The sequence below is a fragment of the Thiobacillus sp. 65-1402 genome (genome assembly GCF_001897685.1).
Lineage (GTDB): Bacteria > Pseudomonadota > Gammaproteobacteria > Burkholderiales > Thiobacillaceae > Thiobacillus.
In genome coordinates this window covers 1-16,397 of record NZ_MKUG01000217.1, presented here as the reverse complement: position 1 = coordinate 16,397, position 16,397 = coordinate 1, and the positions used below count along the sequence as shown (strand labels likewise).

Annotated in this window: 20 protein-coding genes and 1 tRNA gene; all 21 read left to right on the top strand. The window is 65.1% G+C overall.

What is annotated here, in order from left to right:
- Positions 1–13 precede the first annotated feature (13 nt).
- Positions 14–103: transfer RNA gene (locus BGO62_RS16045), tRNA-Ser, on the top strand.
- Positions 104–228: 125 nt separating this feature from the next.
- Complete coding sequence (locus BGO62_RS16040) at positions 229–1,032, top strand: radical SAM protein (RefSeq protein WP_296644441.1); 804 nt, start codon at positions 229–231, stop codon at positions 1,030–1,032.
- A complete protein-coding gene (acpS, locus tag BGO62_RS16035) occupies positions 1,029–1,427 on the top strand; it encodes a holo-ACP synthase (RefSeq protein ID WP_296644434.1) in 399 nt (132 codons plus the stop codon). Before BGO62_RS16040 ends, acpS begins: the two co-directional genes overlap by 4 nt.
- An 8-nt stretch (positions 1,428–1,435) precedes the next feature.
- Positions 1,436–2,515: a beta-N-acetylhexosaminidase gene (nagZ, locus tag BGO62_RS16030; RefSeq protein WP_296644431.1), complete on the top strand. Its 1,080-nt coding sequence runs from the start codon at positions 1,436–1,438 to the stop codon at positions 2,513–2,515.
- Positions 2,508–3,440: a cation diffusion facilitator family transporter gene (locus BGO62_RS16025; RefSeq protein WP_296644429.1), complete on the top strand. Its 933-nt coding sequence runs from the start codon at positions 2,508–2,510 to the stop codon at positions 3,438–3,440. The genes nagZ and BGO62_RS16025 overlap by 8 nt, the downstream gene beginning before the upstream one ends.
- A gap of 94 nt (positions 3,441–3,534) precedes the next feature.
- The gene (locus BGO62_RS16020) at positions 3,535–3,753 is read left to right on the top strand and encodes a hemin uptake protein HemP (protein ID WP_296644426.1); all 219 of its coding nucleotides are present in this window, start codon (positions 3,535–3,537) and stop codon (positions 3,751–3,753) included.
- Between the two features lie 92 nt (positions 3,754–3,845).
- Positions 3,846–4,079: a hypothetical protein gene (locus tag BGO62_RS16015; protein WP_296644424.1), complete on the top strand. Its 234-nt coding sequence runs from the start codon at positions 3,846–3,848 to the stop codon at positions 4,077–4,079.
- A gap of 11 nt (positions 4,080–4,090) precedes the next feature.
- Positions 4,091–4,447 carry a hypothetical protein gene (locus BGO62_RS16010; protein ID WP_296644421.1) on the top strand — a complete coding sequence of 119 codons (357 nt, stop codon included), beginning with the start codon at positions 4,091–4,093 and terminating at the stop codon, positions 4,445–4,447.
- Positions 4,438–4,761, top strand: a complete 324-nt coding sequence (locus tag BGO62_RS16005) for a hypothetical protein (protein WP_296644418.1) — start codon at positions 4,438–4,440, stop codon at positions 4,759–4,761. Before BGO62_RS16010 ends, BGO62_RS16005 begins: the two co-directional genes overlap by 10 nt.
- A gap of 508 nt (positions 4,762–5,269) precedes the next feature.
- Entirely contained in the window at positions 5,270–6,064 is a 795-nt protein-coding gene (locus BGO62_RS16000) for an energy transducer TonB (RefSeq protein ID WP_296644415.1), read from the top strand.
- A gap of 3 nt (positions 6,065–6,067) precedes the next feature.
- Positions 6,068–6,823, top strand: coding sequence for a MotA/TolQ/ExbB proton channel family protein (locus tag BGO62_RS15995; RefSeq protein ID WP_296644412.1), 756 nt, complete (start codon positions 6,068–6,070; stop codon positions 6,821–6,823).
- Complete coding sequence (locus BGO62_RS15990; protein ID WP_296644438.1) at positions 6,823–7,242, top strand: biopolymer transporter ExbD; 420 nt, start codon at positions 6,823–6,825, stop codon at positions 7,240–7,242. The genes BGO62_RS15995 and BGO62_RS15990 overlap by 1 nt, the downstream gene beginning before the upstream one ends.
- A gap of 101 nt (positions 7,243–7,343) precedes the next feature.
- Positions 7,344–9,428, top strand: coding sequence for a TonB-dependent siderophore receptor (locus BGO62_RS15985; protein WP_296644409.1), 2,085 nt, complete (start codon positions 7,344–7,346; stop codon positions 9,426–9,428).
- Positions 9,429–9,454: 26 nt separating this feature from the next.
- Positions 9,455–9,682, top strand: coding sequence for a hypothetical protein (locus BGO62_RS15980; RefSeq protein WP_296644407.1), 228 nt, complete (start codon positions 9,455–9,457; stop codon positions 9,680–9,682).
- A 27-nt stretch (positions 9,683–9,709) separates the two neighbouring features.
- A complete protein-coding gene (locus tag BGO62_RS15975) occupies positions 9,710–9,946 on the top strand; it encodes a FeoA family protein (protein WP_296644404.1) in 237 nt (78 codons plus the stop codon).
- 2 nt (positions 9,947–9,948) lie between these two features.
- On the top strand, positions 9,949–11,820 hold the full coding sequence (locus BGO62_RS15970; protein WP_296644401.1) for a ferrous iron transporter B: 1,872 nt from the start codon (positions 9,949–9,951) through the stop codon (positions 11,818–11,820).
- A 136-nt stretch (positions 11,821–11,956) separates the two neighbouring features.
- Positions 11,957–14,218 (top strand): TonB-dependent siderophore receptor, encoded by a 2,262-nt coding sequence (locus BGO62_RS15965; protein WP_296644399.1) that lies wholly within the window; start codon positions 11,957–11,959, stop codon positions 14,216–14,218.
- A 75-nt stretch (positions 14,219–14,293) separates the two neighbouring features.
- On the top strand, positions 14,294–14,977 hold the full coding sequence (locus BGO62_RS15960) for a Fe2+-dependent dioxygenase (RefSeq protein WP_296644397.1): 684 nt from the start codon (positions 14,294–14,296) through the stop codon (positions 14,975–14,977).
- Positions 14,978–15,174: 197 nt separating this feature from the next.
- A complete protein-coding gene (locus BGO62_RS15955; protein ID WP_296644394.1) occupies positions 15,175–15,384 on the top strand; it encodes a bacterioferritin-associated ferredoxin in 210 nt (69 codons plus the stop codon).
- Positions 15,385–15,559: 175 nt separating this feature from the next.
- The gene (gene bfr / locus BGO62_RS15950; RefSeq protein ID WP_296644391.1) at positions 15,560–16,039 is read left to right on the top strand and encodes a bacterioferritin; all 480 of its coding nucleotides are present in this window, start codon (positions 15,560–15,562) and stop codon (positions 16,037–16,039) included.
- Between the two features lie 94 nt (positions 16,040–16,133).
- A partial coding sequence (locus tag BGO62_RS15945; protein WP_296644436.1) for a uracil-DNA glycosylase family protein occupies positions 16,134–16,397 on the top strand: 264 nt, incomplete at its 3' end.

Below are 16,397 nucleotides of genomic sequence, written 5' to 3'. Positions count from 1 at the left end.
CAATGCGCGCCGTGGAGGTGTGGCCGAGCGGTTTAAGGCACCGGTCTTGAAAACCGGCGATGGTGCAAGCCATCCGTGAGTTCGAATCTCACCGCCTCCGCCAGCCGAGTGACCGGGACGCCCCAGCAGGGCGTTTTTTGTTGTGCCGCCCCAAACTGATGCGAGAATCCACGGATGACGCATGCCTTGCCTCTCACCCCTCGCAACCACGACCGCGACAGCGCGGGGATGACCTATGTCTATCCAGTCGTTTCGCGCCGCGCCGGCGGGGTGTCGGTCGGAATCAATCTCAACCCGAACAACGCGTGCAACTGGGCGTGCGTGTATTGCCAGGTGCCGGACCTGACACGCGGCACAGCGCCCGGAATCAACCTGGTGCAACTGGAAACCGAACTGCGCGCGATGCTGACCGCCATCCTCCACGGCGATTTCATGCAAACGCGCGTTCCCGAAGGGGCACGGCGGCTCAACGACATCGCGCTGTCGGGCAACGGCGAGCCGACCAGCGCCAGCGCCTTTCCGCGAGTCATCGAACTGATCGGCCGGGTGATGGCGGACTTCGATCTGGCCGGCAAGATCAAGCTGGTGCTGATCACCAACGGCAGTCTCGCGGACCGCCCTCGCGTGCAGGACGGCCTGAAAAAAATGGCGGCCTTGAACGGCGAAGTCTGGTTCAAGTTCGACCGCGCAACCGCAAGCGGCATGCGCAGCATCAACCAGACACGGATTTCACCCGACAGGCAGTTCGAGCGGCTTGCCGTGGCCGCGCATCTGTGCCCGACCTGGCTGCAAACCTGCATGTTCGCGCTCGATGGCGCGCCGCCTTCCGACGCGGAACAGGCGGCCTACCTGTCTGTCGTCGAACGCATCCGGATGCAGCAGATTCCGCTGCAAGGCGTGCTGCTGTATGGCCTCGCGCGGCCGTCGATGCAGCCGCAGGCCAGCCGCCTGTCTGCGCTGCCCGCCGCGTGGCTCGAAGCGTTTGCCGAGAAAATCCGTGCGGCCGGTCTGGCGGTAAAGGTGTCGCCATGATCCACGGCATCGGCACCGATCTGCTCGACGCCAAACGCATCCGCAGCGGCCTCGCCCGCTTTGGCGAGCATTATGCGGACCGCATTCTCGCCCCGGCCGAGCACGCCGGGTATTACGCCAGTCCTGACCCGGCGCGCTTTCTGGCCAAATGTTTCGCGGCCAAGGAAGCATTTGCCAAGGCGGCAGGAACCGGGCTGCGCGTGCCGGTGAGCTTGCGCAACATCGCCGTGCTACGCGACGCGCAAGGCAAGCCGCATATCGAATGCGCGCCCCAACTTGCCACCTGGCTGGCCGCGCGCGGCGTCACGGCGCATCATGTTTCACTGTCGGACGAGGGCGACCTCGTGCTGGCCTTCGTGGTGCTGGAACAAACCGGCCCTCCCCCCAATCCATAGGAGCGCGCATGACGCTTGGCCCCTTGATGCTCGACGTGGCGGGCACCGAACTGACCGCCGCCGACCGCCGCCGCCTGAGCCACCCGCTCGTCGGCGGGGTGATCCTGTTTTCCCGCAACTACCGCGACTCCGCGCAGCTGGCCGCGCTGACTGCCGAGATCCGCGCGCTCAAATCGGCGCCGCTGCTGATCGGCGTCGACCACGAAGGCGGCCGGGTACAGCGCTTCCGCGAGGGCTTCACCCGCCTGCCGCCGATGCGCAGCTTCGGCGAAATCTGGAATGCGCATCCGCAGCGCGCGCGCGCACTGGCGCGCGAAACCGGCTACGTGCTGGCGAGCGAGCTGCGCGCGCACGGCGTCGATTTCAGCTTTGCGCCGGTGCTCGATCTGGATTACGGCGCCTCCAGCGTAATCGGCGACCGCGCCTTTCACGGCAACCCGCACGCGGTGTTCGAACTGGGGCAGGCGGTGATGCTGGGCATGAAGGACGCCGGCATGGCCGCCTGCGGCAAGCACTTTCCCGGTCACGGCTTCGTGGTGGCGGATTCGCATGTCGCCATCCCGGTGGATGAGCGCAGCCTGGCCGCCATCGCCGCCGCCGACCTCGTCCCCTTCCGGCTGATGATCGAAGCGGGGCTCGCGGCGATCATGCCCGCGCATGTCGTCTACCCCCAGGTCGACGACCGCCCCGCCGGATTCTCGCACGTCTGGCTGCAGCAACTGCTACGCCGCCAACTGGGATTCGACGGCACGATTTTCAGCGACGACCTCTGCATGGCGGGTGCCGCGGTGGCAGGCGGCGTGGCCGAACGCGTGGCGGCCGCGCTCGACGCCGGCTGCGACATGGCGCTGGTATGCAACCACCCCGATCTGGCCGACGAAGTACTGGCCAAGCTGCAGGTGGACTGGCCCGCTCCCGCGCGCGCACGGCTGGCACGCATGCACGGCCAGCCGCATCCGCCGACGATGACCGCTCTGCGGGAATCGGCGCGCTACGTCGACGCGCTGCACCACATCGCCGGACTGGGGATGGATTCCGCCGACCTCAACCTGAACATCGATCCAACGGATTACTGTGGGCGTGCATAAGCACGATCACCCGCACGGCGAGGGCGGACATCACGCACACGCAGCGGCCTCCGGCGGCAACGGCAAGCTGGCCGCCGCCCTGCTGCTGACGCTGTCGTTCGCCGCGATCGAGGCGGTGGCCGGCTGGTGGTCGGGTTCGCTCGCGCTGCTGTCCGATGCGGCGCACATGCTCACCGATTCGTCCGCGCTGGGGCTGGCCGCCGGCGCCGCCTGGCTGGCGCGCCGCCCGCCCAGCACCCGCCATTCCTACGGGCTGGTGCGCGCCGAAGTGCTGGCCGCACTGCTCAACAGTCTGGTGATGCTGGTCCTGATCGGCTACATCGTGCACGAGGCCGTCGACCGCCTCGGCACCCCGCGCGAGATTGCCGGCGACGCCGTGATCGGCGTCGCCGCCATCGGCCTCGCGGTCAATCTCGTCGTCGCCTGGGTGCTCTCGCGCGGCGAGCACACCCTGAACAGCCGTGCCGCGCTGCTGCACGTTCTGGGCGATGCGCTCGGCTCGGTGGCGGCGATCGCCGCCGGCATTGTCATCGTCACCACCGGCTGGACGCCGATCGACCCGCTGCTGTCGCTGCTGGTGGCGGCGCTGATCCTGGTCTCGGCGTTGCGCTTGTTGCGCGAAGTCGTGCATGTGCTGATGGAGGGAGTGCCCCTGCATGTCCGGCTCGATGCCGTCGGCCGCGACCTCGCCGCGCTCGAAGGCGTGCGGCGGGTGCACGACCTGCATGTATGGACCCTGTCGTCCGGCATCGTCGCCTTGTCCGCTCACCTGGAGATCCGCACCCTGGCCGACTGGCCGGCCATCCTCGCTGCTGCACGCCAGACCATGGACACAAGGCACGGCATCCGCCATGTCACCCTGCAGCCCGAAGTGCCGGCAGCGGCACCGCTGGTACGCGCACCCCATCGTCCTCCCCACCCCTGAAGAGCTTTTCTGCAAAAAACTATGCGTTGGCGCTTGACACATAAATGAGAATCGTTATTATTCGTAAAACTTAAAACAGCAACAAATGTGTCGAATGAACCCCGATCAACCCGAAGCAGGCGCCGACACCATGCGAACGCCCCCCTCTTCATCCAGCCGTTTACCGGCCGAGCCCAGGCAACGGGTTTTTCCGTCGGACGTCATCCCAACGAGCCTTTTATTCCAGGGCCATCAGGAAATCCTGATCAGCCACCAGGGCGAACACTACCGCCTGCGCATAACCAAGAACGACAAACTGATTCTGACCAAGTAGCACGCACACCATTTTCAGCTGCCTGAAAATGGAATTCCCACCCGCCCGCCAGCGCACACGTGCCAGCCAGCCCCGAGTTCAAGGAGACTGGCATGGCCCCACCGCATTTTCACGACACCCACGAAATCGTCATCGCCGCAACCTTGTGGCTGATGCTTCGCTACCAGAAGACCTGCTGTAAAAAGCTCGCTCGCATGGTCGAGCAGCATTTGCTCTGGATGCGGGCAAGCGCAACCAGCCCCGTGCTTGCCAATGCATGCGAACGCCTGTCGCACGAATGGCGCTTGGTGTCGGACGCCTCCTCGCCCCACCCTGTCCTGCATTGAGGGCGTCTCCCATGACCCCAACCGGACGCTCCATTCCGTATCCAGCCAGTGAAGCCTGGCTGCCAGATGGCCCTATCGAACCCGTCTCGTGCGCGCTGCATCCCGGCAATTCGCATGAGGCCGCCACGCCTGTTGCTGCCCCCGTCGGACAGAAAACCGTGATTTCCTCCGGCCACCTTGACCGCACCCGGATTCATCCCGGCCTGACGAAGAAATCCGCTGCCGCTGGCAACGTCGCCGCGATCGAGCCGTTCGGTGCGATGCGGGAACACATCGCCTGTTGTCCGGGCAAACGCAACCCCGGGATGTCCAGATCGACCCGCCGGCGCATGCCGATTGAAGGCATGGAGGGACAGCAATGCTCGTGATCACTTATCGCTTCCATGTAGTACCGCGCTACCAAGATCACTTCCGGCACGCCTATCAGGCAGCGCGTGAAACGCTCGTGCAATCGATAGGGCTGGTGTCGCACGAATTTAAAGACCCTCGCGAGCGGGGCGAAGCATTCACGCTGTTCCTGACATGGAACGGCCAGGCAAGCTTCGAGCGCTTCACCCGCACCTGGGCCGGCGTCTGGATGCTGAACGGCATGGGGCTTGCGCACGACGCCTTTGCCGCACCGATCGAGACCGCTATGGACGGAGAGAAATCACCCCTGCGTGCGGACAAGCGGGCAACATGAAACGCCGGCTCGACACCCCTGGAAATCATGTCGTGCCACTCCGCCCGCCATCCTGAAATCCCGTATGTCGTCGATCTCCCGTTACTTGGCCTTCGCGCCCGCCCACCTAAGATCGTTTTGATTCATCCGGCCAGCGCGGCCAGGCATTCCGCACAGCATCTCCGCAGCCGCAAGCCGGGAGCCCGCGTGCCAGACCCGAAAACCGTGCCGCCCAAATATGCCAATCATCCGGAATGAGCCGGAATCAAGCAGGGAAGCTTGCCGCTGCGAGCCTTGTCCGCTGCCGCCATAAGCGCTGTTTCTTCAACGACCTTGTGCAACCAAACAACTTTTTTGATGCTGGCATGGGCTGCCAAGTTGACATTAATAATGCGAATTATTATCATTGTTGTAACTTTTACGGATCGTCACGGCAGCTTCGGCCCTGACAAGACCAGCCCTGCCAGACAGGATCGCCACCAGCCTCGGACTGCGATCCCGGCCGGCATCATTCGCAATTGAACTGGGTATGCCCGGGATGACCGCCACGCTTACTGTTTTGCCGGAAGACAAAAACGATCACGATACGGCAACGGCACGCAGCGCCCGCTCGACATTCCAGCGTACGCACATTTCGCCCGTCTCGCTTCTCACGGTAAGCCTCGCTCACGCCGGTTTGCTCGGCCTGCTGCTGTTCGCCGCCGACACGCCGCAACCCATTACGCCGCCACGGCCGCTGACGATCAGCCTGATCTCGCCCGAAGTCGAAAAGCCACAGCCCGCGCCGCAACCCAAGCCTCAGCCGCAGCTCAGACCGGCACCCAGGCCGCAGCCGCCTGAACCGGCAGTGGTCAAACCGCTGCCGCCGCCGGTACTGGCGGCCAAGCCGACACCCGCCAGCACACCGCAGCCCATGATCGAGGATGTGCCCGTGCCGGCAGCTGAACCCAAGCCCGTGCCCGTACCCGAGCCGGTGCCGGCACCCGAGCCGTCCCCGGTGCCGGTGGCGGCCGAAGTCAGCAAACCTGCACCAGCGCCGCCCACGCCGCCGCGCCAGGCGGATTACCTGGCCAATCCCAAGCCACACTACCCGCCGCTGTCGCGGCGCCTGGGCGAGGCCGGCACGGTGCGCCTCAACATCCTGGTTAACCCGGACGGCAGCGTCGCGCGCCTGGAACTGGCGCAAAGCAGCGGCTATCCGCGCCTCGACCGCTCCGCCATGGAGACGGTTCAGTCCAGCTGGAAATTCGAGCCCGCCCGCCAGGGTGGCAAGCCGGTGGCCGCCTGGGTCATCGTGCCGATCCAATTCACTCTCAGGAGCTAAGTCATGGAAACCGCAACACATCCAACCCAGCTGGGCTTCGCCCATTTCCTCGCACAGGCCGACGGCCTCGCGCATTTTCTGCTCGTCGTGCTGCTCGCGATGTCGGTCATCACCTGGTACCTCATCGCCAGCAAGAGCATTGCCAACTGGCGCATGAAGAAGCACGCGCAGGCTTTCCTGGCGCGCTTCTGGGATGCGCCCGGCCTGGCCTCGGTGGCCGAATACCTGCAGGGCCACGGCATCAACGATCCGTTCTCGCATCTCACCCACCACGGCCTCAAGGCCGCCGAGCAGTTCCGCAACAAGACCGGCCAGCGCCTGGTCGAGTCGGGTTCGGAAGACGAATTCCTCACCCGCGCGTTGCGGCGGGCAATCAACCAGGACACCGCGCGCCTGGAATACGGCCATACCATGCTGGCGTCGATCGCGTCCTCGGCGCCCTTCGTCGGCCTGTTCGGCACGGTATGGGGCATTTATCACGCACTGGTCAATATCGGCATGAGCGGGTCGGGCAGCCTCGATCAGGTGGCGGGGCCGGTCGGCGAGGCGCTGATCATGACCGCACTGGGCCTGGCCGTCGCGATCCCTGCCGTGCTTGCCTACAACTTTTTCAACCGCGCCAAGCGCAGCATGCTGTCCGACGTCGACGGCTTCGCGCACGACCTGTTCGCCTTCATGTCCACCGGCGTGCGCAACAACACCCGCGTCGACCGCGGCGAAGCGCACATCTACAGCGCACCTGTGGCAAGGAGCGCATGATGGCCTTCGGCGGACTCACGAACGACAGCGGCGATGGCGACAACGCGGAGATCAACATGATTCCGCTGATCGACGTGATGCTGGTGCTGCTGGTCATCTTCATCATCACTGCGCCCTTGATGACGCATGCGGTCAAGGTCGACCTGCCCCTGGCGTCGAGCCAGCCGAACGAGGTGAAGCCCGAAACGATCAATCTCTCGATCAAGGCCAACGGCGCGGTGTTCTGGAATGCCGAGGCGGTCGACGCCGCGGCGTGGCAAACCCGCATGGCCGCCGCCGCGCTGCAGACCCCGCAGCCGGAAATCCATCTGCGCGCCGACGGTGACCTCGCCTATCGCCATGTCGCGCAGATCATGGCCGACGCGGCGAAGGCCGGTCTCGTCAAGCTGGGATTCGTGACCGACCCCCACACTCAATAAGGTTTCGCTACAGGACGCAGTCGCCCGTTTTCAACCCCAGCCAGCCAACCGCATGCCATGCGTCAAGCCAGCCAGACCTATCTGACGCAAGGGAGCAAGCAATGAACCGTATCACCCGTACTTTCAGGCAGCAGGGCACGGCCCGTGCATTCACCCCGTCCCGGCTGGCCGGGGCCGTCGCCTTCGCCCTCAATTTCCCTGCCCAGGGGATTGCCGCCCAGGCTGAACTGCCGCGCATCGACGTCATCTCGGGCGGCGAAGAAGCCATTGCCAAACAACCGGGTTCCATCTCGATCGTCGACAAAGAGCAACTCGAACGCATCCAGCCGCTCTCCACCGAGGATGCCCTGCGCAAGGTTCCCGGGGTATACATCAAGGGCGAAGAGGAGACGGGTATTGTCGCCAATATCGGTATTCGTGGCCTGAGCGCGGCAGACTACAAGTCGCTGATCCTCGAAGATGGCGTGCCCATTGCCCCCGGCCTGTTCGTCGGTAACGGCCGCTACTACAACCCGCGCATCCAGCGCATGGACGAAATCGAAGTGCTGAAGGGCGCCGCTGCGCTGCGCTACGGCCCCAACACCATCGGCGGCGTCATCAACTACAAGACCAAGGATCCCATCGACGGCTTCGCCGTCTCGGGCCGCGCTGGCACGCACAACTATCGCGAAGCCACCATCGAAGCAGGCGGCTCGACTCCTTCGGGAGAAGCCAGGGCCGGTTTGTTCTACACCCGCGCCTCAAGCGACGGCTTCCAGGACAAGGGGTTCGACATGCAGGACTTCATGGTCAAGGCCGGCATGGCGCTGGGGGATAACCAGTGGCTGGGCGCGAAATTCACTTATTACGAAAACGACGCCAATATTTCCTATCGCGGCCTGTTCCTTGGCGAATACAAGGCCGGAGCCGAGTACAACCCCGCGCCGGATGACTACTTCCTGACCGAACGCAAATCGCTCGACCTCAACCATATGTGGGAAATCCGCCCCGGCATGAGCCTCAACACCGTGGTCTACTGGAGCGAGATGACCCGCGACTACTGGCGCTTCGCTATCGACAACGCTGCCTCGACAGCCGCCGGAAGCTGGGTTTACACGAACGTCGTCAACGGCAACAACCGCGCCTTCGACCGCATCGGCCTGGATTCCCGCCTCACTGTCGCCAACCAGCTATTCGGCGTGACCGGCGAGGCCGAAATCGGTATGCGCGTGATGCAGGAAGAGATGGTCGATCAGGGCATCGCCGCAACCCGCGCCAACCCGCGTACCGGAACGATCACCTCCGACCGTGTCGATTCCGCCACCAGCTACGCCCTTTTCGCGCAGAATCGCTTCGATGTGACCGACAGGCTCTCGATCACCCCCGGCCTGCGAATCGAAAGCTACAAGCAAGAGCGTGAAGACCTCAAGGATAATGCCAACAACGGCGACAGTTCGAACACCGAATACCTGCCCGGGATCGGCGCGACCTACAAGCTGAACCCCGCTGCCCAGCTTTATGGCAGCGTCTACAAAGCGTTCTCGCCGCCGCTCAACTCGCAGTCGATCGTGACCGGTATCGATCAGCAACTCGACGCCGAACATTCCATCAACGTCGAATTCGGCGTACGCGGCGGCAGCGGCGCGTTGCGTTACGAATTCACCGCGTTCCAGATGGATTTCGACAACCAGATCACCCCGGCCATTTCCGGCGGCCTGGCGAACGCGAACGCCGGCAGCACCCTGCATCGCGGCCTGGAAGGTGCGCTGGGTTACCGCTGGGGCAATGGCTTCAGCGTGGACGGTAACCTGACCTGGATTCCGGTTTCGGAATACCGCGAAAATCGCGGCGACGGCATCAACGACGGCAACCGCCTGCCCTACTCGCCAGAACTGCTGGCGAACCTGAGCCTCGGCTACGCATCGGGCCCGGTCAACGCCGCGCTATTGTGGAATTACGTCGATGAGCAATTCGGTTCCGGCGACAACACCACGCCGATTGCCGGCAGCGGAAACGCCATCTGGTCGGGCCTGATTCCGAGCTACTACACCGTCGATCTCACCGGCAGCTACGACGTCAACAAGCAGCTCAAGCTCTTCGGCGCGATCAAGAACCTGACCGACGAACGCTACATCGCCAGCCTGCGCCAGGGCATCTATGCCGGCCCCGAACGGGCATTCGAGGTAGGTGCGAAATACACCTTCTGACCGTGCGCTACGACTCCCGGGAAAACGTGATCGCCATCATTGACAACCTACTGACCTCCGGCGGGCTGGCGGTAATCTGCCCACAGCCCGCCGGGGCGGACCGGCCGACCGCCCCGGCGGCCGGCGCGCGGACCGCGCGCGTCAGGAAAAACCCGCAACGCCCGGTGGGCGCGCTACAGCTGCGCGGACTCCGGCTTCCCATCATGCGCGCGCCCAACCGCAGCAAGCTGCTGCGCCAGTGGGCGGATTTCTGAGTCCCACCCGTTCTTTGCCCTCCCGCCATGCCAACCCTGAACCAAGCCGCCCTCCTCGCACCCTGCCGCGTTGCCCGCGTCGACGCCCCGGAAGCCTCGCCCGAGTGGCGAACCTGGCTCGAAGAAATCGGTTTCCTGCCCGGTGAGCAGGCAATGCTGATGGCGCGCGCGCCGGGTGGCGACCCGCTGGTCGTGCGCGTTGGCGGCTCGACCTTCGCGCTGCGCTGCGCCGAGGCGGCATGCATCGAAATCGAGGGCAGCTGATCATGCATACCGCCGTCGTCTATATGCATCCCGCTGGGCCGCTCGTTGCGCTCGTCGGCAACCCCAACTGCGGCAAGACCGCGCTGTTCAACCGCTTGACCGGCAGCCGGCAAAAGGTTGCCAACTACGCCGGGGTGACGGTCGAACGCAAGGAAGGCCGCTTCGCCCTGCCCTCCGGCAAGATGCTGCGCCTGCTCGACCTGCCCGGCACTTACAGCCTGCACCCGCGCTCACCCGATGAACGCGTGACCGCCGACGTGCTCGCAGGCCGCGCGAAGGGCGAAAAACGTCCCGATCTCGCCATCGTCGTCGTCGACGCGACCAACCTGCGCCGGACCCTGCGCCTCGCGCTGGCGGTCAAGCGCACCGGCCTGCCGATGGTCGTCGCGTTGAACATGCTCGATCTGGCGAAGCAGCGCGGCCTCACCATCGACGCCGCGCGGCTCGCCGACGCACTCGGCGTGCCGGTGGTCGAAACCGTCGCCGTCGAAGGCGGTGGCGCCGATACCCTCGTGCGCCAGCTCGACGACGCCACCCTGTGGCAGCGCCCCGCCGCGCCCGCGTCGGCAGACGCCGAGGTCGAAGCCGACCATGCCGTCGTCGCACGCCTCCTCGCCGAGCTGGGCCTGGACCGTGCCGCACCGCACCTGCCGTCCGACCGCATCGACCGCATCGTGTTGAACCCGCTGCTCGGCCTGCCGCTGCTCGCCGTCGTGCTTTTCTTCGTGTTCCAGGCTGTGTTTTCCTGGGCCGAAGCGCCGATGGGCTGGATCGAAGCGGCGACCGGATGGGCCGCCGAGGGCGTCGGCAGGCTGTTGGCGGACGGCTGGTTCAAGAGCCTCGTCGTCGACGGCGTCATCGCCGGCGCGGGCGGCGTCGTCGTCTTTCTGCCGCAGATCGTCATCCTGTTCTTCTTCATATTGGTATTGGAGGAGTCGGGCTATCTGCCGCGCGCGGCCTTCCTGCTCGACCGCCTCATGGGCGGCGTCGGCTTGTCGGGGCGCTCGTTCATCCCGTTGCTCTCCAGCTTCGCCTGCGCCATCCCCGGCATCATGGCCGCGCGCACAATCTCGAACCCCAGGGATCGCCTGGTCACGATCATGATTGCTCCGCTCATGACCTGCTCGGCGCGTCTGCCGGTCTACGCGCTCCTGATCGGCGCGTTCATCCCGCGCCGCGAAGTCGGCGGTTTCGAATTGCAGGGGCTGGTGCTGTTCGCCCTTTACGTCGCCGGCATCTCCGGCGCGATGTTCATCGCGTGGCTCGCCAAGCACCTCACCGGCCACGCTTTCAAAGCGCCGCTGATGATGGAGTTGCCCGCCTACCACCTGCCGCGCGTGCGCAACGTCGCAATCGGCCTGTGGCAGCGGATCAAGATCTTTCTACGCCGGGTCGGCGGGATCATCCTGGCGCTCACCGTCTTGCTGTGGTTCCTGTCGAGCTACCCTGCGCCGCCCGTCGGCGCGACCGGCCCCGCCATCGAATACAGCCTCGCCGGCACCATCGGCCGTGCGCTCGAAGCCGTGTTCGCGCCCATCGGCTTCAACTGGCAGATCAGCGTTTCACTGATTCCAGGGCTGGCCGCGCGCGAAGTCATGGTCGGTGCGCTCGGTACGGTATACGCGCTCTCCGCCACCGGTGAAGAAACCGGCGCGCTCACGGCGCTGATTGCGGGCCAGTGGAGTCTCGCCACCGCCTTGTCACTGCTCGCCTGGTTCGTCTTCGCGCCGCAATGCCTCGCCACGCTCGCCACCGTCAAGCGCGAAACCGGCGGCTGGACCATGCCGTTGATCATGGCCGGGTATCTGTTCGCCCTGGCGTATCTGGCCTCGTTCATCACCTACCACCTGGCGCTCGCGGCAGGCTGGGGGTAGACATTGCCATTCGCCTCACAACCAGCAGGCCCGGCCTGACCCTTGCATCCGTCGACCAAGCATCAACTTTTTCAACAGCCAGCCAGCCAAGCGTTTTGCTCCGCCAGCCCGTTATTTTCCAATCAGGAGCAAATCCATGTCACACGCACGTTCACGCCCGCCTTCGGGCGCCCTCCGCCAGCTGCTGGCGCGCATCCAGCCCGCCGCCGCGGCCCCTGCGGCGGCCTCGCTGGCATTCATGATGCTGGCCCCCGCCGCCGCGCTGGCGCAAACCCCTGCAACGGCCGAAACCACCCTGGCCACGGTGAAGGTAGAGGACACCGCCGATCCCATGGCCGTCAATAACGGCTACCAGGCGACCGAAACCCGCGTCGGAAAAATCAGGCAGGACCCGCACGACGTCCCGCAGGCGATCACCACGGTGACCAGCAAACTCATGGAAGAGCAGCAGGTCGGCAGCCTGCGCGAAGCATTGCGCAATGTATCCGGCCTGACCTTCAACGCCGCCGAAGGCGGACGCGCCGGCGACAACATGATGCTGCGCGGCTTCTACACCTTCGGCGACATGTATCTGGACGGCCTCCGCGATACCGCGCAGTACAACCGCGAAACCTTCAACCTGGAGCAGGTCGACGTGCTGCGCGGCTCCGCCTCGATGCTGTTCGGCCGCGGCCAGGCCGGCGGCGTCATCAATCTGGTCAGCAAGACGCCGAAGCGCGCCGATGCCTACATGCTGACCGGCAGCATCGGCACCGACGGGTACACCGAAGCCACGGCCGACCTCAACAAGCGCGTCGGCCAGGACGCCGCCCTCCGCGTCAATCTGATGAAGCGCGACGAAGGCAGCTGGCGCGAAAACCCCGCGACCGGCGCCCAGCCCGAGGTTCATCGCGGCGGCGCGGCGGCCAGCCTGGCGCTGGGGATGCAGACCGACAACGAGTTCATCCTGTCGCATCAATTCACCCGCAACCGCGACATCCCCGACTACGGCTTCTCGTTCGACAACGCCACGCGCCGCCCGAACAGCAACTTCTCGCCGGGCACCTTCTGGGGCATCGACCGCAACTTCGACGACAGCGACGTCAACATCAGCACCGCGACGTGGACCCACCGCTTCTCGCCGACGAGCGAACTGCGCACCGCCGTTCGTTACGGCGATTACCAGCGCAGCTACTGGGCCCGCACGCCAAGCGCCACGGTCGCGCCCGGCGACACCGGCCTCAACCTGCCGAGCACCAATGCCGGCCCGACCCGCTCGATGGACTACGAGACCGTCACCGTGCAGTCCGACTACAACACCCGTTTCCGCGCCTTCGACATGAAACACGAACTGGTCGCCGGCATCGAGTACCTGCACGAGGACAGCCATCGCAGCGGACTCCGCAATCTCGGCGGCACGACGGCAGACAACCCGCCGCTGTTCCGGCCCTACGTCGAGAACAGCGCGGGCGCGGTCAACTTCACCGGCGATTCCTACGCGATCTACGCGCAGGACACGGTCGAGTTCCTGCCGTTCTGGAAACTCACCCTGGGCGCGCGGCGCGACGAACTGAAGGCCGACTATTCCAGCGTCACCTCGCCGCAGCTGGAATACGGCGAATGGAGCACGCGCGCCGCGCTGTCGTATCAGCCAAACGACCAGGCCCACTACTACCTCGGCTACAGCGATTCGTTCAGCCCGACCGCCGATCTCTATCAGCTGACCCTGGCCCCGCTGCCGCCGGAAACCAGCGAGGTGATCGAGGCAGGCGCCAAGTGGATGTTCCTCGACGGCGACCTCACCTTCCGCACCGCGATCTACCGCGCGACCAAGCACTGGGAACGCAACACCGACCTCGAGTCGACCGCGGCGATCCTTACCAACAAGCGGCGCACCGACGGCATCGAGTTCGAGGCGGCGGGACGCATCACGCCCGACTGGGAAGTGTTCGCCGGTCTCGCGCTGATGGACTCGAAAATCCTCCAGGTGGCATACAACCACGACGGCAACGACGCCAACGCCGACCCGGACATCGCCGACCCGCGCTTCGCCGGCCAGCGCGCACGCAATACGCCGAAGTACACCTTCAACCTGTGGAGCACCTACCGGCTCGGCCACGGCTGGAAGCTCGGCGGCGGCGTCGAGGCCAAGGGCGACCGCTACGCCTACTCGCCGTCGGCGCAGCCCGGCGCCTCGGTCGACGCGCTCTTTCCCGGCGGCGGATTCAAGCCGAACACCGCGCCGGCCTATGCGCGCTGGGACGCCATGGTGTCCTACGAGCAGAAGCGCTGGTCGGCCCGCCTCAACGTGCAGAACCTGTTCGACGAGGTCTACTACGACGCGGTCTACGACAATGGCTCCTTCTCGGTGCCGGGCCAGGGCCGTCGCTTCATCCTCACCGGCGAGCTGAAGTTCTGAGTCCGTCATCCCTGCCTATTGGCAGGGATGTGGCGCTGCCCGCGCGGCGCCACATCCCTGACAGGAGATACCGCCATGCTGCTGCACATTCCCAACGTACTCGATCCCGCTGCCCTCGCCCGCTGCGCCGAACTGCTGAACCAGGCCGACTGGACCGACGGCCGCATCACCGCCGGCAGCCAGGCCGCCACGGTGAAAAACAACCTGCAACTGCCGGAAGCCAGCCCGGTCGCCCAGCAGCTGCGCGCGCTCGCGCTGGAGGCGCTGTCGAAGAATCCCGTCTTCTTCAGCGCCGCATTGCCCAAGCGCATCTACCCGCCACTGTTCAACCGTTACGGCGGCGAAGCCAATTCCTTCGGCAACCACGTCGACAACGCCATCCGCACCCATCCGGACAGCGCCCGGCACGTGCGCACCGACCTCTCGTTCACGCTGTTTCTCAACGATCCCGCCGACTACGACGGCGGCGAACTCATCATCGAGGACGGCATGGGCGGGCGGGCGGTCAAGCTGCCGGCGGGCCACCTCCTCCTCTACCCGTCGTACAGCGTGCACCGCGTCGAAGCGGTGACGCGCGGCGCGCGGCTGGCGTGTTTTTCCTGGCTGGAAAGCATGGTGCGCGAACCGCAACAGCGCGAGTTGCTGCACGAACTGGACATGAGCATCGTCGCGCTGCGCGGCGAGCAGGGCGAAACCGGTACCGCGGTGCGGCTGACCAGCTGCTATCACAACCTGATGCGGATGTGGGCGACGGTGTAGCCGAGCACGGCCAGACGGGGCTTATGGCCTCCGCCATGGCGGAGGCCGCGTGCCGTACAGCTGGCACATGGCGCGGCCGCGCGACGGCGCGGTCGTTTTTTTCCTTTACCGGGCAGCGCCACCCTTTTTTGTTATTGACAATTATTCTCATTTATATAAAACTATCTTCAACCGATGCAACTGCTGGAGAGTTCACCATGTACGTCTGCCTTTGCCACAGCGTCACCGACACCGATATTCGCCGGCTAGTGCGTACCGAGGGCGTATGCTCGATGCGCGAATTGAGCAGGCAGCTGGGAGTCGCCACCCAGTGCGGCAAATGCGGCCGCTGCGCCAGGGAAGTACTGGGCGAAGCCCTGCATGAGGCACGCAGCGAAGCAGGCTGCGCCGCACTCGCGGCGGCCTGACCCCCTCGCCCCCTACCTGATTCACCTTGCCCAGGCGCCGCCGGATCGCCGCGTCGGCACTTGCTTTGCAGACCCGCACACCTAGAATGCCGGATGAACTTGCATTGCCCCTTGACCGGGCATTCGTCCTGCCACCAGCCCGCTCGCGGGCATTTCCAGCCATCGGGAGAACGCCATGAAAGGCGACAAGAAAGTCATCCAGTATCTGAACAAGGCCCTGACGGTGGAACTCACTGCCATCAACCAGTATTTTCTGCATGCGCGCATGTACAAGAACTGGGGGCTGACCGCACTGGGCAAGCACGAATACGAGGAATCGATCGAGGAGATGCGCCACGCCGACAAGCTGATCGAGCGCATCCTCTTTCTGGAAGGCCTACCCAATCTGCAGGATCTCAACAAGCTGATGATCGGCGAGAACGTGCCCGAGTGCCTGGCATGCGACCTCAAACTCGAGCACACCGGCCGGGCGCTGTATATCGAAGCGATTGCGCATTGCGAAGCGGTCAAGGATTACGTCTCGCGCGAAATCCTGGTCGGCATCCAGGCAGACACCGAAGAGCACATCGATTATCTGGAAACCCAGCTCGATCTCATCCAGCGCATGGGCGAACAGAACTACATGCAAACCGCTGCCGGCCCGATCGAAGGCTGAGCGCAGTCCGCCCTACCATCAACGTCCCCCAGCGGGACATACGACTGCCCGGGCTTCGGCCCGCGGCAAAGGAAATCCCCGCGTGGGACGTTTTATGCCTGCCAGCTTTGATCCGGATTGCCGCACCTGCCCGCGTCTCGCCACCTTTCTCGACGAGGTGCGCGCACGCCACCCCGATTACCACGCCCGCCCGGTACCGGCCTTCGGCGACCCTGCGCCGGGCCTGCTGATCGTCGGCCTCGCTCCTGGCATGCACGGCGCCAACCGCAGCGGGCGCCCCTTTACCGGCGACTACGCCGGGGTACTCTTGTACGAGACGCTGCACCGCTTCGGCTACGCCAGTGCGCCGCAATCGCTG